The organism is Pseudomonas gozinkensis, from assembly GCF_014863585.1.
Taxonomy (GTDB): domain Bacteria; phylum Pseudomonadota; class Gammaproteobacteria; order Pseudomonadales; family Pseudomonadaceae; genus Aquipseudomonas; species Aquipseudomonas gozinkensis.
In genome coordinates this window covers 3,328,922-3,345,529 of sequence record NZ_CP062253.1, presented here as the reverse complement: position 1 = coordinate 3,345,529, position 16,608 = coordinate 3,328,922, and the positions used below count along the sequence as shown (strand labels likewise).

Here is a 16,608-nt window from a genome sequence, read left to right as displayed (position 1 = left end):
ACTGTCGCTTATAACTGTAACGGGGTGCTTTATATTTAAACGGTCAGTCTGTTCCGGTCATTACGGCTGCTGCGCTGAACGCTTGAGTGTAATCACCAGGCCTGACTTCAAAGTGCTCAGATAAAGCCCGTCACGTTGTCGGCTGAAAAACTGGATTCTTGAGCCTTCCTTGCCGGTGATCGACAGACCGTCCGGATCGGGGAACCAGCCGATGGCTGAGTCCTGCAACCAAGCGCTCAGGCAATCGGCGCCCTTGCCCAGGGTCTGATTGGCTTCGAGGTCGAGCTGGCAGGTGTTCGACGGCTTGTCTTGCATCGCTTGCGCTTCGAGGCTGTCACTGCGGGCGCTCAGGGTTGCTTGCCACTGCCCGGCAAATACCGATGGGTCTTCGAGTCTCAGGCTGCTTGCCATGGTTGTTTCTCCAGAAATCATCATCAGCACCGGCAACAGATACGCCGCCGCTTTGCGGGTAAAAGCGAATTGGATCATAGGAAATTTCACTCCGGCACGTAGCCTTGCTTACCGGCCATGGCGATGCAAGTAAAGAAAGCGGCGCATTACGCACCGCTTTCCGTGTTACATCACGCCACGATGTCGCTGGTGGCTGCCTGGCCAACGGTGCTGACCTGGAAATCAGCCACGCCGTGCCCGGAGAAGTCCACCGACAGCAGGCTGTTGCCGCCCGACGATGTCAGAACCGCATCACCCGCCGCGCCGGTGAAGGCGCTGACGAAGTGCAGGCCGGCGCCATTGGTGATGCCGGTCAGGTCGATTTTGTCCAGGCCGCTGACGAAATCGAGGATCTGATCGATCGCACCCGGCTTGGAATCGGAACTGGCCGCGAACACAAAGGTATCCGAACCCGCACCGCCCCACAGCTTGTCGGCACCGCCGGCGCCCCAGAGGATGTCGTTGCCGGCACCGCCCTTGAGTTCGTTGGCCGCGCTGTTGCCGATCAGCAGGTCGTTGCCCGAACCGCCGATCGCGTTCTCGATGGTGACGCCCTTGGCGATGGACACGTTGCCCACCAGGCCGCCCACGTCGGAGAACGAGGCTTCATTGAGGTTGATCTTCTGGTTCTGGGTGAAACCCGAGAAGTCGAAGGTGTCCTTGCCGCCCGCATCCCACACCGAGAACACCAGCTTGTCGGCCGACGACGAGGCGCTGAGGAAATCGCGACCGGCGTTGGAGTTGAAGCCGTAGGTGGTGTCACCGGTGCGGGTGGTCATGTTGGCGCCGTAGAGCTTCTGGATCGCTGCAATGTCATCCATCAGCGGGCCGGAGGAATAGGCTTCCACGCCGCCCTTGCTGAAGTTCTGGCTGGTGTTGCTTTCGCTCCAGTAGCTCATGACGCTGTAGCCGCGGGTGTCTTGCCCGTAGGTGGCGTCATTGTAGGTCGGGTTGCCGTTGCCGGCGTTGTAGTCGCCCGGGTGCGCCAGGCCAAGGGTATGGCCGATTTCGTGGGTCAGGGTCTGGCGACCGTAGTTGTTCAGGTCCGGGGTCTTGTTCTGCGTGTAACCGCTGTTGATCAAGTACCACGAAGTGCCGTCATAACCCGGACCGGTCCCCGGCAGGTAGGCGAACGCTGCTGCGCCGTCCACGCCACCGCTGTAGTTGGCGAAAGTCATATGGCCGTCACCGCCCGAGGCTTTCTCGGTGAAGGTGACATTGGCCACATCGGCCCAGGATTGCATGGCGAGCGCGGCCTGGGCTTTCTGTTGGGTACTGAACTGACTGAACCCGGTGATCCCGTGCTTGTTCATCGTGCTGGACGATACCGAAGTCAGGAACGTGTAGGTGAGTTCGATCTTGCCGCTGCCATCCTTGTCCTGGTAGGCAGCGCCGTCGCGCAACAACTGGGTTGCGGCCTGGTCGACGGAAAAGGAGGGTTTGCCATTGACCGTGAGGTTGCCGCCACGATCGTACTGGTGGCTGAAGCTATTGATCTGGTTATACGCCGTGCTGGTCGCTGCCAGCTGGAAAGCCTGTTCGGCGGTATCAATAGCGTTAGCTTTTACTTTCGACATAAACACACTTCCTTGTTTAGCAATGGAACAGTTTTTGTCCGATAGCGACAACCTCTGGCGAGGTTGTCCTATCACTCGCCCAATGAAGGCGTAAGAAACCTGACACAATTTGAAATCTAACGTCTAGCGTTTTTTTGAGATCAAATTGAACTGTTCCGGGAAACTCCCGTAAACAAAGCGCATGCCGCCGAAAGAAGTTTGCAAGTGTGGTGAATTTGCCTAATTGTCTGACGATTTCTTATTTAAATATTAAATATCGGTAAGTTGTTTTTTGTTAGCAGCGTCTCACTTTGCTGCACTTTATCAGTGCAATGCCAGTGGTTTGATATCAAGTTGATTCAACAGTACATATTCAGGCGAGGGCTGTACCGCCCTCGCCTGTTTTCATCAGCTGCCGGTGCGAATCTTGTTCCACACCCGCGTGCGGATCCGGTCGATGTTCAGCGGCATCGCTTCCAGTGCGAACAGCTTGCCCATCATTTCCGGGCTGGGATAAACCTTGGTGTCGTTCTTGATCGCCGGATCGATCAGGTTGTCGGCCTGTTCGTTGCCATTGGCGTAGTGCACGTAGTTGCTGATGCCGGCCATCACGTCGGGCTGCAGCAGGTAGTTCATGAACGCGTAGCCGGCCTTCTCGTCCGGTGCGTCGGCGGGCATGGCGACCATGTCGAACCAGATGGCGGCGCCTTCCTTGGGAATCTCGTAGCCGATGTCGACGCCATTCTTCGCCTCTTTGGCGCGGTTTTCCGCTTGCAGGATATCGCCGGAGAAGCCGACGGCCACGCATATGTCGCCGTTGGCCAGGTCGCTGGTGTACTTCGAGGAATGGAAGTAGCTGACATACGGCCGCACTTTCATCAGCAGCGCTTCAGCTTTCTTGTAGTCCTCGGGATTTTTGCTGTGATGCGGCAGACCCAGGTAGTTGAGCGCTGCCGGCAGCAGTTCCGGGCCGTTGTCGAGGATCGCAACGCCGCATTTCTGCAGTTTTTCCATGTATTCGGGTTTGAAGATCAAGTCCCAGGAATCCACCGGCGCGTTGTCCCCCAGCACGGCCTTGACCTTGGCGATGTTGTAGCCGATGCCGGTGCTGCCCCACAGGTACGGAAAGCCGTGTTCGTTGCCCGGATCGTTGGTCTGCAAGGCCTTGAGCAATACCGGGTTGAGGTTCTTCCAGTTCGGCAACTGGCTCTTGTCGAGCTTCTTCAGCGCCCCGCCTTCGATCTGCCGCGCCATGAAATGGTTGGACGGAAACACCACGTCGTAACCGGATTTGCCGGTCATCAGCTTGCCGTCGAGGGTTTCGTTGCTGTCGTAGACGTCATAGGTGACGCCAATGCCGCTGGCCTTTTCGAAGTTCTTGGCGGTGTCCGGCGCGATGTAGTCGGACCAGTTGTAAACCTTGACCGTATCCGCAGCCTGAGCGAGGGAAACGGCGAGCATCAAGGGTGCGAGCGCGAGGGTCTTTCGGATCATGGATCGATTCCTGTATTGGCTATTGTTGTTGGCAGGCAATCAAAAGGATCAAAACGTCAGAAAATCAGGACATAGGTCTTGCGCACGGTTTCCTGGATGTCCCAGATCCCGAGCGTGTTGGCCGGCAACATCAGTGCGTCGCCACCTTGTATATGCAGGGTTTCGCCGCCGTCGTCCGGGGTGAACGTGCAGCGGCCGGAAATGAAATGGCAGAACTCCTGAGCGGTGATCTGCCGCCGCCAGCGGCCGGGGGTGCATTCCCAGACGCCGGTTTCGACGCCGTCGTCGCGCTCGACGCTGGTGGTCGAGGCAATCGCCACCGGCGCGCCGAGCGGCACGGCCACCGGGTTGGATTCTTCCAGCTGCAACGTGGCGGTGTTCTTGAATTGGGTGATGCTCATGGCGTTACCTGTCTCGTAGTAAACAACGTTTAGTGCATGAACCCTTCCATGAACCCGGCCACCTGGCTGGCGAGCTTGCGCCGCCAGGGCGCAGTCGCCGGGTTGGCCAGGGTCTGGTCTTCGTGGACGAAGCTTTTGATGATCGCGTTGTAGCCGAGCCAGCGGCACGGTTCCGGTTCCCAGGCCCGCAGCGCGTGGATTCCACCGTCGGGCAGTACCCAGGGTTGATGCGTCAGCTCGGTGTCGCGCTCGAGAATCAGATCCGCAAGCGTCCGACCGCCCAGGCTGGAAGCGCCTACACCCTCCCCGCCATAGCCGCCGGACAGCGCGATGCCGTTGGCCCGATCACAGAGCATGTGCGGTTTGAAATGCCGGGACATGCCGAGGTTGCCGCCCCAGGCATGGGTGATCTGCACGTGTTTCAGTTGCGGGAACAGTTCGCCAAACAGGTAGCGGCGCAGCTCGACTTCATCGCGGGTCAGGTCGAAGTTGTGGCGCAGCTTGCCGGCGAACTGATAACCGCCACGGGCGCCGAAGATCAGACGGTTGTCGGCACTGCGCTGGCCGTAAGTGACCTGGCGACTGAATTCGCTGAAAGCCTGACCGCGGCTCAAGCCGATTTCGTCCCAGGTCGCGGCGGGCAACGGCTCGGTGGCGACGATCAGGCTCTGCACGGGTAATTGATAACGGCCCAGCGGTGGCAGCGTGACGGAATAACCTTCGATGGCCGGGACGATCCAGCGGCTGCGCACGCTGGCCTTGTCGGTGCGCAGGCTGCCGGCCTGCCAGTGGGTCACCGGGCTGTTTTCGTAGATCTTCACCCCTATGCTTTCGACGGTTCGTGCCAGGCCGCGTACCAGTTTCGCCGGGTGAATGGTCGCCACATGCGGGGCGAAGATGCCGCCATAGGGTTTGGCGATGCGCAGTTGCTGCGCCAGTTGCTCGGGGCTGAGCCAGCGGTAATCGTCGTCGGTCAGGCCCTGAGCGTGGAGTTTTTTCAGGTAATCCCGCAGATTCGCTTCCTGCTCGGGATAGCGCGCGGCGCAGTACAGCACACCGCCTTTGCGGTAGTCGCAGTCGATGCCTTCGCGCTCGAGGACATTTGCCACTTCATCCGGAATGCCGTGCAGCAGATCGTAAGAAGCGCGGCGCTGTTGCGGTGACAGGCCCGCCAGCAGGCGATCCTCGCCCAGCAGGTTGCCCATCAACCAACCGCCGTTGCGACCGGACGCGCCGAACCCGGCGGTTTGCGCTTCGATGATGGCGATGTTCAGGCTCGGCGCCTGTTGTTTCAGGTAGTACGCAGTCCACAGTCCGGTGTAACCGGCACCAATGATCGCCACGTCGACGTCCAGGTCCTGCGCAAGCGACGGGCGCGCGGTCAGCGGCTCGTCGAGTTGATCCATCCACAAACTGATAGTGCGCCACGCCGGCATGCAAGACTCCGCCAATCCAGGTTTCGATGGCGTCGATCCTAGTGGCAGAACTCAGGAATTGTCTTGCGCGCGTGTCCGCAAAGAAATTTGCTTCGCATAGGCCTTGGGCGACTGGCCGGTGTGCTGGCGAAAGCAGCTGTAGAAAGCCGACAGCGAATTGAAACCGGCGGCGAAGGCCAGTTCGTCGATGCGCAGTGGCGGCGTGGCGCTGTCCAGTGACCGCAGTAGATGTTGCAGACGCGCCTGATTGACGTAGCGGTAGAAGCTTTGCCCCAGCACCTGATTCAACAGGTAGGAAATCTGGTTGCGGCTGTACCCGCACTCCTTCGCCACCCGTTGCAGGTCGAGTTCGGGGTCGAGATACGGTTGCTGACGCTGGAAATACTGCTGCAAGTCATCGGCCATGAAGCTCAACTGTCGCGGCGACAGACCCAGGCGACTCACCGCCGGCCGCTGGTGGGTGGCCGTCGGGCTGTCAGCCGGTTCGCGAACCAGCGAGGCGTACTCGTTGACCCGCCAGATCTGGCCGTCCTTGACCGTGATCGCTTCGCTGGAACGAAACGACACCAGCCCGTTGCCGCCGCGCAATGTCACTTCGTATTGAATGAAGGCGGTGTTGCCGTCGATGCGGATGCGGTCGCAATGCTCCAGCGCTTCATCGGATTCGCGCGGCATGCTGACCCGGACGTACTCGCGCAACTCGTCGAGGCCGAGCACGCGGTTCTGGAAGAAGTCGTTGTACTGGATGTCCGGGTGGTACAGCGCCATCACGCCATTCAGGTCCCGGTGCTTCCAGCACAGGTGATAGCGCATGACCGTTTCGGCCGTGGCCTGGCTCTGTTCCGGGCTGTCATCATCGGCGTGCATAAGGGACTCAAGGCAAAAGAACCGAGCTTGCCCAACTTCAGGCGCCGCATCAACAACCCGGCCGTGATGGCATTTTGGCGACGACTGGGATGGATCGTGACTTACATCAAAAAAATCCGCGCAATCGCTAAATGAACTGAAAATTCTCACAGGAATTTCACATCCAGATGCTACTTTTAAAGGCAATCACCGGTTGAGCCAATGAAGGCTCTTCCCACCTACCATGAGCAAACGGAAGCGCTCGATGAAGAAGGCGGGCAACACATGAATAAAGGCTCAAGCAAGGTCACGTTTCCCAATGCCTGCCAGCTGATGCGCTGGCATTTTCATCCCATGGGTTTCGAGGCAACCATGGATGCGCCGGGCAGTCTGGTCGCGCGCCTGTTCGATCGGGCCAGCGGCGAAACCCTGATCGCCATCGCCGGCATTCCCTGTGCCACAGTGATGAACGCAGCGGATGTGGAGCGAATAATCGAAGCCGTTGAGGATGAACTGGAGGCTTTCATTCCTCCCGAATCCCTTAAGAGTTACGCGTAACCAGCTGATTTAAAATAAAAAGCCCGCTTTGTGCGGGCTTTTTCATGGGCGGTGGATTCAGGCTGTTTTCTTTTCTGGCCGATGATCGACGAAGAACGGTTTGCCTTTGGCGACCCGATCCGAGGCCCGAGGCATGTTGACCGCTTGAGTGTCCTGCGGCTCGACATACCAGTAGCAATGGCTGACTGCGCGGGTAATACCGACGTAGGCCAGGCGCAGGATTTCGTCTTTCTGCGCGCTGTCGTATGGCTCGCTGTCACCGGCCTTGCCCAGTCCGGCCATGCGATACACCTGATTCTTGTACGGCGAACTGGTCAGGTGCTGGCAATCGCCCAGCAGGAAAACCGCGTCAGCCTGCAAGCCTTTGGCACTGTGATAGGTCAGTTGTTTCAGGCGGCGGGACTCGTACGGCAAACTCGAATCTACATTAACTACAGATTGAATATGCTGTTCTATCAATAACTTATCGCTGCTTTTTCGATAGAGCATCAGGATTGAATCGCCCTTTCGATAGTGTTCTGCCAGGCGCTGGCCGAGAGCCTGATCATCGCGTTCAAGCACGTTGACCGGCTGCAACGGCCTCTCTTCGCCGCAGGCCTTGGCCTTCTTGCCGGGAATCGCCGGCGCTGCCCGGACGATGTGCTCCGCAGCGTCGATGATGTGCTGATGGCTGCGATAGTTGTCGCTGAGCATCACCCGGGTGGTGCTCGGCGACGGAAACTCCTTGTTGAACTCCATGAAGTAGCTTGGCGAACTGCCCCGCCAGCCGTAGATCGACTGCCAGTCATCACCTACACAAAGTAGCGATGATCGCTGTGCGCCTCGTCCGACGTGCATGGCCGGGCCTCGACTGCGGATTTCCGACAGACTGGCGCGGATCCAGGAGACGATTTGCGGGGAAACGTCCTGGAATTCATCGATCATCAGGTGCGACATCGGTCGCAGCAGCTCATCGCCGAGCAGTTTGAAGTTTTCTGGTGAGTGCTCGCTGAACAGCGCAAACATCCGGTTGTAGGTCATGACAGGCGGTTTCTGATCCAGAAGATGGTCTTCCAGCGCACGCCAGAACAGACTCAAGGCCTCGAAGAAAAACCGGTCCGGATCGTCCTTGGCGAAACTCATGCGGCCAACGGCGTCCGGCACATCCAGGCCCAGATTCTCGATGAAGCCTGCGGCGGCGACAAAGCAGTCGAGCAATGGCGCGGACGCGAGCTCACCCTTGACCTTGTAATCGAAGCCGGGGCCGGCGCTGACATCACCTGCCAGTGCGGCCAATAAACGCTTTGACGACTCGTAACTATCCAGCCAAATCAATGGTTTACGACAGAAAGCTTGAAACAGGGTGCGCTTGACTGCCCACTCTGCACGCACCGTCAGTTTGGCGTTGGGACGGCAGACCTGCGGGTTTTCCCGAGGATCGAAACCCAACACCACCCAGGCATCCAGACTCGGAATGTAGCCGTGGCAATGGAACGATGCGCCGTTGATTTCGAAAGTCTGACGGCTCGGTTCGATGCCCTTGATCGGCCAGGCGCCGGCGCGGAGCCACAAGTCTTCGATCATGTCGCACAGCTCTTCGTCGCGACGGGCTGCCAGCTCGGTTACAGCGACACGCTTTTGCACGTCCGGGTGATCGCGCTCCAGCTCCTTGAGCTGCAAGGCGTGGCGGGACAACGGCTGGATCAGCTGCGCAAAGCGCGGGTCTTCTTTGTAGAGACGGTGGTAACAGGCGTTGAGCTGCTGGCGCTGTGCGTCGTTGATGCGCAGATCGAACGGATTGCTGTCGACATCTTCTTCTCCGCCCTGCACGCGGTGGCTGAGGTTTTCGAATGCCTGCAAGCGCTCGAACCCCGGCAGGCTGCGAACCATCGGCAGGATCCGCGAGTGAAAGGTGCGCACCAGATCCCGGGCGTCTTTCTGACTGAGTGCCCGGCCCCACAACGCGAACAGTTCGATCAGTTTGTTGATGAAGTCCTTGCGCGACTCGCGGGTGAAAGTCACCACGGTCATCGAATCGAGCTCGAAGCCCAGATAGTGAGTCAGCAGCAGGATTCGCAGCACCAGCGTGGTCGACTTGCCGGCTCCGGCGCCGGCAATCACGGAGGTTGACGGGGTATCGCTGAATATCATTTTCCATTGCGCAACGCTTGGCTGGGCGTGGGCTGGCAGCAGGCGTGCGACGTCGGCTTTCATGCGCTTCTTCAACTCTGCGCTGACTGGCAGGCGCCAGTCGTCGAACAGATGATTGTCGATACCCGGCGGGCGATGCTCGGTATTGCGGCTGTCGCGGATCAACAAGACCTGGCGGCCCTCTTCCAGCCCGTCAGCCTTGCCTTCCTTGTACCCGTAATCCACGCCGGCGGTATGCCCGCTGCGAAAGCCATCGGCCTGGCCGTGCAACCACGAAGCCCGATGCTGGGCACGCAGTTGTGTCAGGCCGTGGCCAAGGAAACGCGCCGCCAGGCGTTTGAACCAGGGCATCTCGGCCAGGGGACGAGGTTCGGGAGGAAGATCGGGGGTGTGTTGCGCCACGCTGACGGACTCCGGATGTGAGGCTGTTGAGGGCTATGGTGTCTGCATTTGCTTTTTTGTTCTAGCGAAATGCTTACAGGTCATTGGTTTAGGCGATGAATTGAAGGTGGGATGAGACGGTTTCGAGCCTTTTTCATATCAATCGATTCGATTGGAATGCCGCAGTTTTTACGCTTTTTCTCGATGATTGACTGATAGATGATGCCTGCCATCAATCACCGGTCTCGCTTCGTGGCCCAGGCATCACGCCCCATGACGAACCTTTTGAGGAGACGATCATGCTTGAACTCAGACCTTTCAACTCGCTGGGCGGCGCCCATCACGGCTGGTTGGATGCCCATCACCATTTTTCGTTCGCCGAGTACTACGATCCGCGACGCATGAGCTGGGGCAACCTGCGCGTGTGGAACGACGACATCATTGCCGCCGGCACGGGCTTCCCTACCCACCCGCACCGTGACATGGAAATCATCACTTACGTGCGTGAAGGTGCGATCAGCCACCAGGACAACCTGGGCAACAAGGGCCGCACCGAGGCTGGCGACGTGCAGGTCATGAGCGCCGGCACCGGGATCGCCCACAGCGAATACAACCTGGAAGCCACGGACACCAAGATCTTCCAGATCTGGATTCTGCCGACCGAAACCGGCGCACCGCCGTCCTGGGGCGCCAAACCGTTTCCGAAAGGCGACCGCGAAGGTTTCGTGACCCTCGCCAGCGGCAAGGACGGTGACGATCAGAGCCTGCGCATCCGCGCCAATGCGCGCTTGGTGGCGGCCAATATCAAGGCTGGGGAAACCGCTGAATATCGTCTTGATGCCGGGCGTCGTGCCTATCTGGTTCCCGCTACGGGTGTCATTGAAGTCAATGGCTTGCGCGCACAAGCTCGAGACGGTGTGGCGGTGGCTGATGAACAGGTGTTGACCGTTACGGCGCTGGAAGACAGCGAGATCGTGTTGGTGGATCTGGCCTGATCGGCGAATCGCGGGCACAAAAAAGGGCGACCTCAGGGTCGCCCTTTTCCGTCGTCAGGTGTTACTTGGTACTGATCGCACCGTCCACCAGGGTTTGCGCTTCGGCCACCAGTTGCTTGAGGTGGTCGTCGCCGATGAAGCTTTCGGCGTAGATCTTGTAGATGTCTTCTGTGCCCGACGGACGTGCGGCGAACCAGCCGTTTTCGGTCATCACTTTCAGACCGCCGATGGCCTGATCGTTGCCTGGAGCCTTGCTGAGGATGCTCTGGATCTTCTCGCCCGCCAGTTCGGTCGAGGTGACCTGCTCAGGCGACAGCTTGCTCAGCAGCGCTTTCTGTTCCGGGTTGGCCTTGGCGTCGACACGTACCGAGAACGGTTCGCCCAGCTCATCGGTCAATGCACGGTAGGCCTGGCTTGGGTCGCGGCCGGTACGCGCGGTCATTTCAGCGGCCAGCAGGGCTGGAATCAGACCGTCCTTGTCGGTGCTCCAGACACCGCCGTCCTTGCGCAGGAACGAGGCGCCGGCGCTTTCTTCGCCGCCAAAACCAAGCGAGCCGTCGAACAGGCCATCGGCGAACCATTTGAAGCCGACCGGCACTTCGTACAGGCGACGGCCCAGACGCTTGGCCACGCGATCGATCAGGCCGCTGCTGACCACGGTTTTACCCACGGCCGCGTCGGCACGCCATTGCGGACGGTTCTGGAACAGGTAGTCGATCGACACCGCCAGGTAGTTGTTAGGTGCCAGCAGGCCGCCGGACGGTGTGACGATGCCGTGGCGGTCGTGATCCGGGTCGCAGGCGAAGGCCACGTCAAAACGCTCTTTCAGACCGATCAGGCCTTGCATGGCATGGCTGGACGATGGGTCCATGCGGATCTGCCCGTCCCAGTCGACGGTCATGAAGCGGAACGTCGAGTCGACTTCCTTGTTCACCACGTCCAGGTCCAGACGATAGTGCTCGGCAATCGCCGACCAGTAGCGCACCCCTGCTCCGCCCAGCGGATCGACGCCCAGGCGCAGCTTGGCGCCGCGAATGGCATCGAAGTCGATGACATTGATCAGGTCGGCGACGTAGGTGTTGACGTAGTCGTGACGGTGGGTGGTTTCGGCCTTGAGCGCCTGCTCGTAGCTGATGCGTTTGACGCCGGCCAGTTTGTTGGCCAGCAGTTCGTTGGCCTTGGCTTCGATCCACTTGGTGATGTGGGTGTCGGCCGGGCCACCGTTGGTTGGGTTGTACTTGTAGCCGCCGCTTTGTGGCGGGTTGTGCGACGGGGTGATGACGATGCCGTCGGCCAGACCGGTGGTGCGACCACGGTTGTAGCAAAGAATGGCGTGGGAGACTGCCGGGGTCGGGGTGTACTCATCGCCTTCGGCGATCATCACAGTCACGCCGTTGGCCGCCAGCACTTCCAGGGCACTGGCCCCGGCCGGGGTCGACAGCGCGTGAGTATCGATGCCGACGAACAGCGGCCCGGTAATGCCCTGGGCTTCGCGATACAGGCAGATCGCCTGGCTGATGGCCAGAACGTGCCATTCGTTGAAACTCAAATCAAAGGAACTGCCCCGGTGCCCGGAGGTGCCGAACGCCACGCGCTGGGTGGAAACCGAGGCGTCGGGCTGCCCGGTGTAATACGCCGTAACCAGTCGCGGGATGTCGACCAACAGTTCTGCCGGTGCCGGTTTGCCCGCAAAAGGACTGAGTGTCATGCAAAACCTCTGAAATAGAGTGGTTCAGGAAATTACAGCGGAGTTTACTGGCAGTTTGTCCGGAGTGCGATGGGGTCTATTGCGTACAGGCCGCGTGTTTTCGAACATCCGTCCGCGGAGCCAGTCGTAACGCATCCCCGAGCAGTCCGACAAGTCTTAACAACTCATGTTCGGCGCTGCCGGTTACACTCAGGCGCAGGTTCTGCGCGTGCAGCCCCTGGAGACTGAACAGTTCTCCCGGTGCAATCAGCACGTGTTGTTTTAGCAACCGCTGAAACACGGCGTCCATTGTGATCGGGCGGGCAGAATGCAGCCAGATCGTTGCACCACCCTGGGGTTCGATGACCTGCACAATGTCGCCCAGGCGTTCACTTATCAACTCGACCCATCGCGTCCGACGCTCCTTGAGTATGCGCTTGAGCACCGGCAAGTGCTGATCGACCCGCCCGCTCCCGTAGAGACGGGCAATGGCCTTCTGGCGGATCGGTGACAGACGAAACGAACGCAACAGGAAATGACGCTGCAGATCGGCGCGCCATTGTCGCGACAGGACAAACCCGTAGGGCGCTTCAACCCCGATGATTTTTTCGAACATGGAGAAGACCAACAACCGATCGGGATCCACCAGCTCGCGCAGTGGCTCACCGTCAGCCTCGTCCAGCAACTCGCCATGACAATCGTTCTCCAGAACCCAGGTGCCATGATTCGTGAGCAACTGCACGACGGCCTGGCGACTGTCCGGGGGGATACGGCTCCCGTGCGGCATGTTCAGTTTCGAGGACAGCAGGATCAACCGCACTCGCTCGGTTTCGAGCATTCTCTGGAGTCTCTGCGGACTGAGTGCTCCGTCTGGCTGAACCGGGAGTTCGATGACCCGGACTTCGGCGGACTCCAGCAAACGCAGAATCATCCAGTCACAGGGCGACTCGACGACGACGGTTGCGTGGCGCAACTCGAGAACGGCAATCAGGATTTCCAGCACCCCTCTCAGATCGGCACCGATGTAAACGTCCTCGGCGTGCCAGCAATGTGTCGCCGAGGAGGTGTAGCGGGCCGCCAACAATGTGCGCAGCTCCAGCTCGCCGCAAGGCTGGGCAGGCGTTTGCAAATGCTGGGGATACTGGCGCAACAGCTCTCGCTCAAGCGTCAGCAGGGGGCGATCCAGTGGCTGGACCAACGCCGGCTCATCGGCACTCAGTACCTGCATGCCAGCGCATCTGGCGTTGACGTAGACCGTTTCCAGCAAATCACTGCCGCGTCCTGGCGGCATGACCGTCGATGTCGCCTGTGCAAAATATCCAGATTTGGCCACGGAATAGACCCGGCCTTCTTTCTCCAGCAGGGCATAGGCGTACTGAATGGTCGAGATCGATACGTTCAACCGCTCGGCCAGTTGCCTTAACGACGGCAGTCGAATGGCGCCCTGATTGCCCGGCTCGCTGATCAGTTGCGTCAGGTAGCGATAGACCGCCTGATAGGCAAAACCGGACGCTTGCGACTCACTCATGAGCAGGTGTCCGCAGGCACGTCCCCGTGGCGGATTAACAAACTCACACTCAACCTTCCGCCGAACGGTCAGTCGCCGTGAGCTCGTGCTCGGGCAGCTCATGCGCTTTCGCGACGTGTTCGTCCCTCCGTATTGCATCCATTGCATATAACCGGCAGATCATTCGCAAGGGCAAACCGCTGACATCGGTCATCCATTGCAAGACCTGCTCTGGCGCGTGCAGGCCCTGCATCGCGCGGTGCAGATCCGGCATGGCGACCAGCATGCCCGGATGGCAGGTGCGCAAGAAATGTTCAAGGCCTGCGCCGGCATCGATGAAGGGCGCGAACAGCAGGCAAACCAGTTGCGACTCGTTAAGGCCGAAATTCTTTTGCAGCGACGCCGTTGCCTGCGACCGCTGCCCGACGAGATCGGGCAGATTGCAGAATGTGGAAATGAAACGTTCGCAAACCTGTTCGGGTGTGTTCCTGCGGCGCATCGTCGCCAGGTATTGCTGCAGATAATCCGATACACCGGCTTCATAGTTGCGCCCTTCGGTAAAACTGGCTTGCAACCCCTTCAAGTAGGCGCCGACCAAAGGGTCGGTGCATTCACCGGCACGCGCTTCAATCATCAGTTCATCGGCTTGAAACCCGAGGAAATCGCTGAGCAAGGGCCAGCGCTCCTCCATTTTGCCGACGACCATATCGTCGATGCCGATGTAGCCGGTGCGACGACAGGCTTCGAATTCGCCGAGCGGTCGCCACGGTACACGATCGTCCTGGGAATAAAGTTCGCGGTAACAATCGCCACCGATGCTGTCGAGCAATCCGAACAATTCATCGAACCCTCCCCCCGTGCGCGCCAGTTCGCCAATGCCGGCCTTGCGCACTGCCCGGTCCAGGCCATCGAGAAACTGCTCCTGACGGCGTGCGTTGTCGCTACTGATCAGGGCGTCGACACCGTTGTTCCAGCGGGCCACCTGACCGTAGAACTCGGCGGTGGTCAGGTACAGGTCATCCCACAGTGTCAGATCCTCATCCCGTCCACGACGATGTCCGACCATCAGCAGGTTGAGCCTGCCGGCCTCGCGCCCTTCGTCGCAAACAGGCGCCAGATGGTTGAAAGGCAGGATCTCGCGATGATCCACCATCAAAAGCTCGACCCTTGGATCGTCATGCAGGAACAGTGCACTGAAGCTGCGATGCATGTTGTGCAATGCCGAAGCCGGTACGCCATTGCAACGCAGGGTAGCGACTCGCAACTGAAAGGTGGCGGGGGCACGCCCGGCAATGCTCAACTGGGCCGCACGCAACAAGGCCAGGCTGTAACAACAGTCGCGTGTGCCGGATTGAGTCACCAACACCTTGAATTCGCCGATGCGTTCCATGCCCCCGGCGGCAACCGCCAGGCGCTGGATCAACAGTTGCAATGCCGTGCGTTCGGCACGGGAAAAGAAACTCAGCAGTCGTTGCAATACTTGCTGGTAGACATAATTCATTGCCTGATCATGGATCGTGCTCATCAGTACTTCACCCGGTATCAAAGGTTTTATATCGCGCGCCCACGCACAGCGGATGCGCAATCACTCTTCATTAATTAATAGACGCTGAAATGCTAACACTTAAGTTTTTGTAGTTATTTGAAACAGTTGAGCGCGTGGCATTTCAGAATCACGAGCGAAAGGACTGAAAGGCCCGTCGTGGCTGGGCTCCTTGCTGGATCGAGTTTTCCTAGGAAACTTCTTACAAGCCCCTGCACGTGATGAGTACAAGAAAAAAAGAAGGGATTACATGGCACCCCTACAAACTTTAAACAAAAGTTTGAGATGCGATGATAAACAGCCGATTGATACTGTACGGAACAAATAGAATGCACAGACATAGCTCATTCCTTGAGATGAAAGTAGTCATTCAATTATCAGGGTCTGGAGTGCAATTAGAAGATACAGATCGAGAGCAAAAACCAGTTCAGTTGCTGAACGTCCCCAGGCGTCTGGCCCAGGGGTTCTCGATGTCTGAAGGACAAAGCGCACAAGAGTCCGTGGGGCCACGGACTCTGATTGGGAGGTCAGGCAGTTTCGATTTGCAGGGCAACCCGCTCGCGGCACGGACACTCGTCCATATAGCGGTGAGCTTCGACAAACTCGTTGAACGGGAACACCCGGGTCTTGAGCGGAAGCAGCACACGGTCGGCGGTGAGCTGGTTGATATCACGCAAGGCACGCTGCAAGGCCACGTGATCCTGGATGATGCCCAGCTCCGGCTTGCCGGTGAAGTTACCGATGCAATGCACAAAGAACTGAATGTTCTTCTGGAACGCTGCGCAGGCCGGGAACGGCGTCTGATTGCCGCCCTGCAAACCGTACAGCACCAGACTGCCACGGGGTGCCAGCACATCGCCAAGCAGCGACATCTGTGGCCCGCCGAGACCGTCGAACACCACGTCAACACCACGGTTGTCAGTGATTTTGTTGATGCGCATCAACAGATCTTCTTCTTCGGTGACGATCACTTTCTCGGCACCGAGAGACAGCAGGTACTCACGCTCCTCCGCCGTTTTGGTGGCAGCGATCACCCGCACACCCAGCGCCTTGCCCAACTGAACGAAGGACGGACCTGCACAGTGGCTGGCGTCGGTCACCAGGGCGAACTGCCCGGGCTTGACCCGTGCCAGATCAACGTAACCGAAATAGGCGATCAACAGCGGCGTGTAATGCACGCTGGCTTCAATCGGGCTGAGCACGTCGGGATAGCGGGTCAGCGCGGTGCGCGGCAAAACGATCAGTTCGCCGTAGACCGGGTAATCATTCGGGCTCTCGGCCGGGAAGCTGGCCACCTTGTCGCCCACTGCCAGATCCTCGACGCCGTCGCCGACCGCTGTGACCACGCCGGACATTTCATGGCCCAGGCCTGAAGGCAGACGTGCCTGGGACGACGCCAGATTCTGACGCCAGAGCGTGTCATACCAGCTGATGCCGATTGCCTCGACACGCACCTGCACTTCGCCAGGACCTGGCTGAGTAGCCGCATGCTCTTCGCATTTGAGCACCTCGGCTGGACCAAACTTGTGAAAACGGATCGTGCGGGACATCGCAAACCTCGTCAAAGTAACCTCTAATGCCCTGAACTCTATCTGGGCTTTCCAGCCAAGACTATCAGTGGCTA

At 59.1% G+C, this 16,608-nt stretch carries 13 protein-coding genes; 2 read left to right on the top strand and 11 right to left on the bottom strand.

Annotation, left to right across the window (positions count from 1 at the left end; genetic code table 11):
- Positions 1–60: 60 nt before the first annotated feature.
- The 6 genes from IHQ43_RS14795 to IHQ43_RS14770 form a co-directional block, all read right to left on the bottom strand.
- Complete coding sequence (locus tag IHQ43_RS14795) at positions 61–489, bottom strand: AprI/Inh family metalloprotease inhibitor (protein WP_192561067.1); 429 nt, start codon at positions 487–489, stop codon at positions 61–63.
- A gap of 92 nt (positions 490–581) precedes the next feature.
- Positions 582–2,027: a serralysin family metalloprotease gene (locus tag IHQ43_RS14790; protein WP_192561066.1), complete on the bottom strand. Its 1,446-nt coding sequence runs from the start codon at positions 2,025–2,027 to the stop codon at positions 582–584.
- 387 nt (positions 2,028–2,414) lie between these two features.
- Positions 2,415–3,500, bottom strand: a complete 1,086-nt coding sequence (locus IHQ43_RS14785; RefSeq protein ID WP_192561065.1) for a polyamine ABC transporter substrate-binding protein — start codon at positions 3,498–3,500, stop codon at positions 2,415–2,417.
- 56 nt (positions 3,501–3,556) lie between these two features.
- On the bottom strand, positions 3,557–3,901 hold the full coding sequence (locus tag IHQ43_RS14780) for a cupin domain-containing protein (RefSeq protein WP_192561064.1): 345 nt from the start codon (positions 3,899–3,901) through the stop codon (positions 3,557–3,559).
- Positions 3,902–3,930: 29 nt separating this feature from the next.
- Positions 3,931–5,337, bottom strand: a complete 1,407-nt coding sequence (locus IHQ43_RS14775) for an NAD(P)/FAD-dependent oxidoreductase (RefSeq protein WP_192561063.1) — start codon at positions 5,335–5,337, stop codon at positions 3,931–3,933.
- Between the two features lie 51 nt (positions 5,338–5,388).
- A complete protein-coding gene (locus IHQ43_RS14770) occupies positions 5,389–6,204 on the bottom strand; it encodes a nuclear transport factor 2 family protein (RefSeq protein ID WP_192561062.1) in 816 nt (271 codons plus the stop codon).
- 264 nt (positions 6,205–6,468) lie between these two features.
- On the opposite strand from IHQ43_RS14770, the gene IHQ43_RS14765 reads away from it, so the two are divergent.
- Positions 6,469–6,741, top strand: a complete 273-nt coding sequence (locus tag IHQ43_RS14765) for a DUF1652 domain-containing protein (RefSeq protein ID WP_011334086.1) — start codon at positions 6,469–6,471, stop codon at positions 6,739–6,741.
- Positions 6,742–6,798: 57 nt separating this feature from the next.
- Here IHQ43_RS14765 and IHQ43_RS14760 read toward each other — a convergent pair whose 3' ends face one another.
- Positions 6,799–9,273 (bottom strand): UvrD-helicase domain-containing protein, encoded by a 2,475-nt coding sequence (locus IHQ43_RS14760; RefSeq protein WP_192561061.1) that lies wholly within the window; start codon positions 9,271–9,273, stop codon positions 6,799–6,801.
- Positions 9,274–9,551: 278 nt separating this feature from the next.
- Between IHQ43_RS14760 and IHQ43_RS14755 the strand changes: the two genes are divergently transcribed.
- Positions 9,552–10,247, top strand: coding sequence for a pirin family protein (locus IHQ43_RS14755; RefSeq protein WP_192561060.1), 696 nt, complete (start codon positions 9,552–9,554; stop codon positions 10,245–10,247).
- A 61-nt stretch (positions 10,248–10,308) separates the two neighbouring features.
- On the opposite strand, the gene pgm is transcribed toward IHQ43_RS14755, so the two are convergent.
- From pgm to IHQ43_RS14735, 4 genes are all read right to left on the bottom strand, one after another.
- The gene (gene pgm / locus IHQ43_RS14750; RefSeq protein WP_192561059.1) at positions 10,309–11,955 is read right to left on the bottom strand and encodes a phosphoglucomutase (alpha-D-glucose-1,6-bisphosphate-dependent); all 1,647 of its coding nucleotides are present in this window, start codon (positions 11,953–11,955) and stop codon (positions 10,309–10,311) included.
- A 76-nt stretch (positions 11,956–12,031) separates the two neighbouring features.
- On the bottom strand, positions 12,032–13,462 hold the full coding sequence (locus IHQ43_RS14745; protein ID WP_192561058.1) for an aminotransferase-like domain-containing protein: 1,431 nt from the start codon (positions 13,460–13,462) through the stop codon (positions 12,032–12,034).
- A 49-nt stretch (positions 13,463–13,511) separates the two neighbouring features.
- On the bottom strand, positions 13,512–14,966 hold the full coding sequence (locus tag IHQ43_RS14740) for a hypothetical protein (RefSeq protein WP_192561057.1): 1,455 nt from the start codon (positions 14,964–14,966) through the stop codon (positions 13,512–13,514).
- Positions 14,967–15,511: 545 nt separating this feature from the next.
- The gene (locus tag IHQ43_RS14735) at positions 15,512–16,534 is read right to left on the bottom strand and encodes a zinc-dependent alcohol dehydrogenase family protein (protein WP_192561056.1); all 1,023 of its coding nucleotides are present in this window, start codon (positions 16,532–16,534) and stop codon (positions 15,512–15,514) included.
- Between the last annotated feature and the right edge of the window lie 74 nt (positions 16,535–16,608).

What these genes read in the sequence shown, in the direction of transcription:
- IHQ43_RS14785 (WP_192561065.1), bottom strand. Translation starts at nt 3,500, where the DNA reads ATGATCCGAAAGACCCTCGCGCTCGCACCCTTGATGCTCGCCGTTTCC.
- IHQ43_RS14755 (WP_192561060.1), top strand. Translation starts at nt 9,552, where the DNA reads ATGCTTGAACTCAGACCTTTCAACTCGCTGGGCGGCGCCCATCACGGC.
- IHQ43_RS14770 (WP_192561062.1), bottom strand. Translation starts at nt 6,204, where the DNA reads ATGCACGCCGATGATGACAGCCCGGAACAGAGCCAGGCCACGGCCGAA.
- IHQ43_RS14795 (WP_192561067.1), bottom strand. Translation starts at nt 489, where the DNA reads ATGATCCAATTCGCTTTTACCCGCAAAGCGGCGGCGTATCTGTTGCCG.
- IHQ43_RS14735 (WP_192561056.1), bottom strand. Translation starts at nt 16,534, where the DNA reads ATGTCCCGCACGATCCGTTTTCACAAGTTTGGTCCAGCCGAGGTGCTC.
- IHQ43_RS14740 (WP_192561057.1), bottom strand. Translation starts at nt 14,966, where the DNA reads ATGAGCACGATCCATGATCAGGCAATGAATTATGTCTACCAGCAAGTA.
- IHQ43_RS14775 (WP_192561063.1), bottom strand. Translation starts at nt 5,337, where the DNA reads ATGCCGGCGTGGCGCACTATCAGTTTGTGGATGGATCAACTCGACGAG.
- IHQ43_RS14765 (WP_011334086.1), top strand. Translation starts at nt 6,469, where the DNA reads ATGAATAAAGGCTCAAGCAAGGTCACGTTTCCCAATGCCTGCCAGCTG.
- IHQ43_RS14790 (WP_192561066.1), bottom strand. Translation starts at nt 2,027, where the DNA reads ATGTCGAAAGTAAAAGCTAACGCTATTGATACCGCCGAACAGGCTTTC.
- IHQ43_RS14745 (WP_192561058.1), bottom strand. Translation starts at nt 13,462, where the DNA reads ATGAGTGAGTCGCAAGCGTCCGGTTTTGCCTATCAGGCGGTCTATCGC.
- IHQ43_RS14780 (WP_192561064.1), bottom strand. Translation starts at nt 3,901, where the DNA reads ATGAGCATCACCCAATTCAAGAACACCGCCACGTTGCAGCTGGAAGAA.
- pgm (WP_192561059.1), bottom strand. Translation starts at nt 11,955, where the DNA reads ATGACACTCAGTCCTTTTGCGGGCAAACCGGCACCGGCAGAACTGTTG.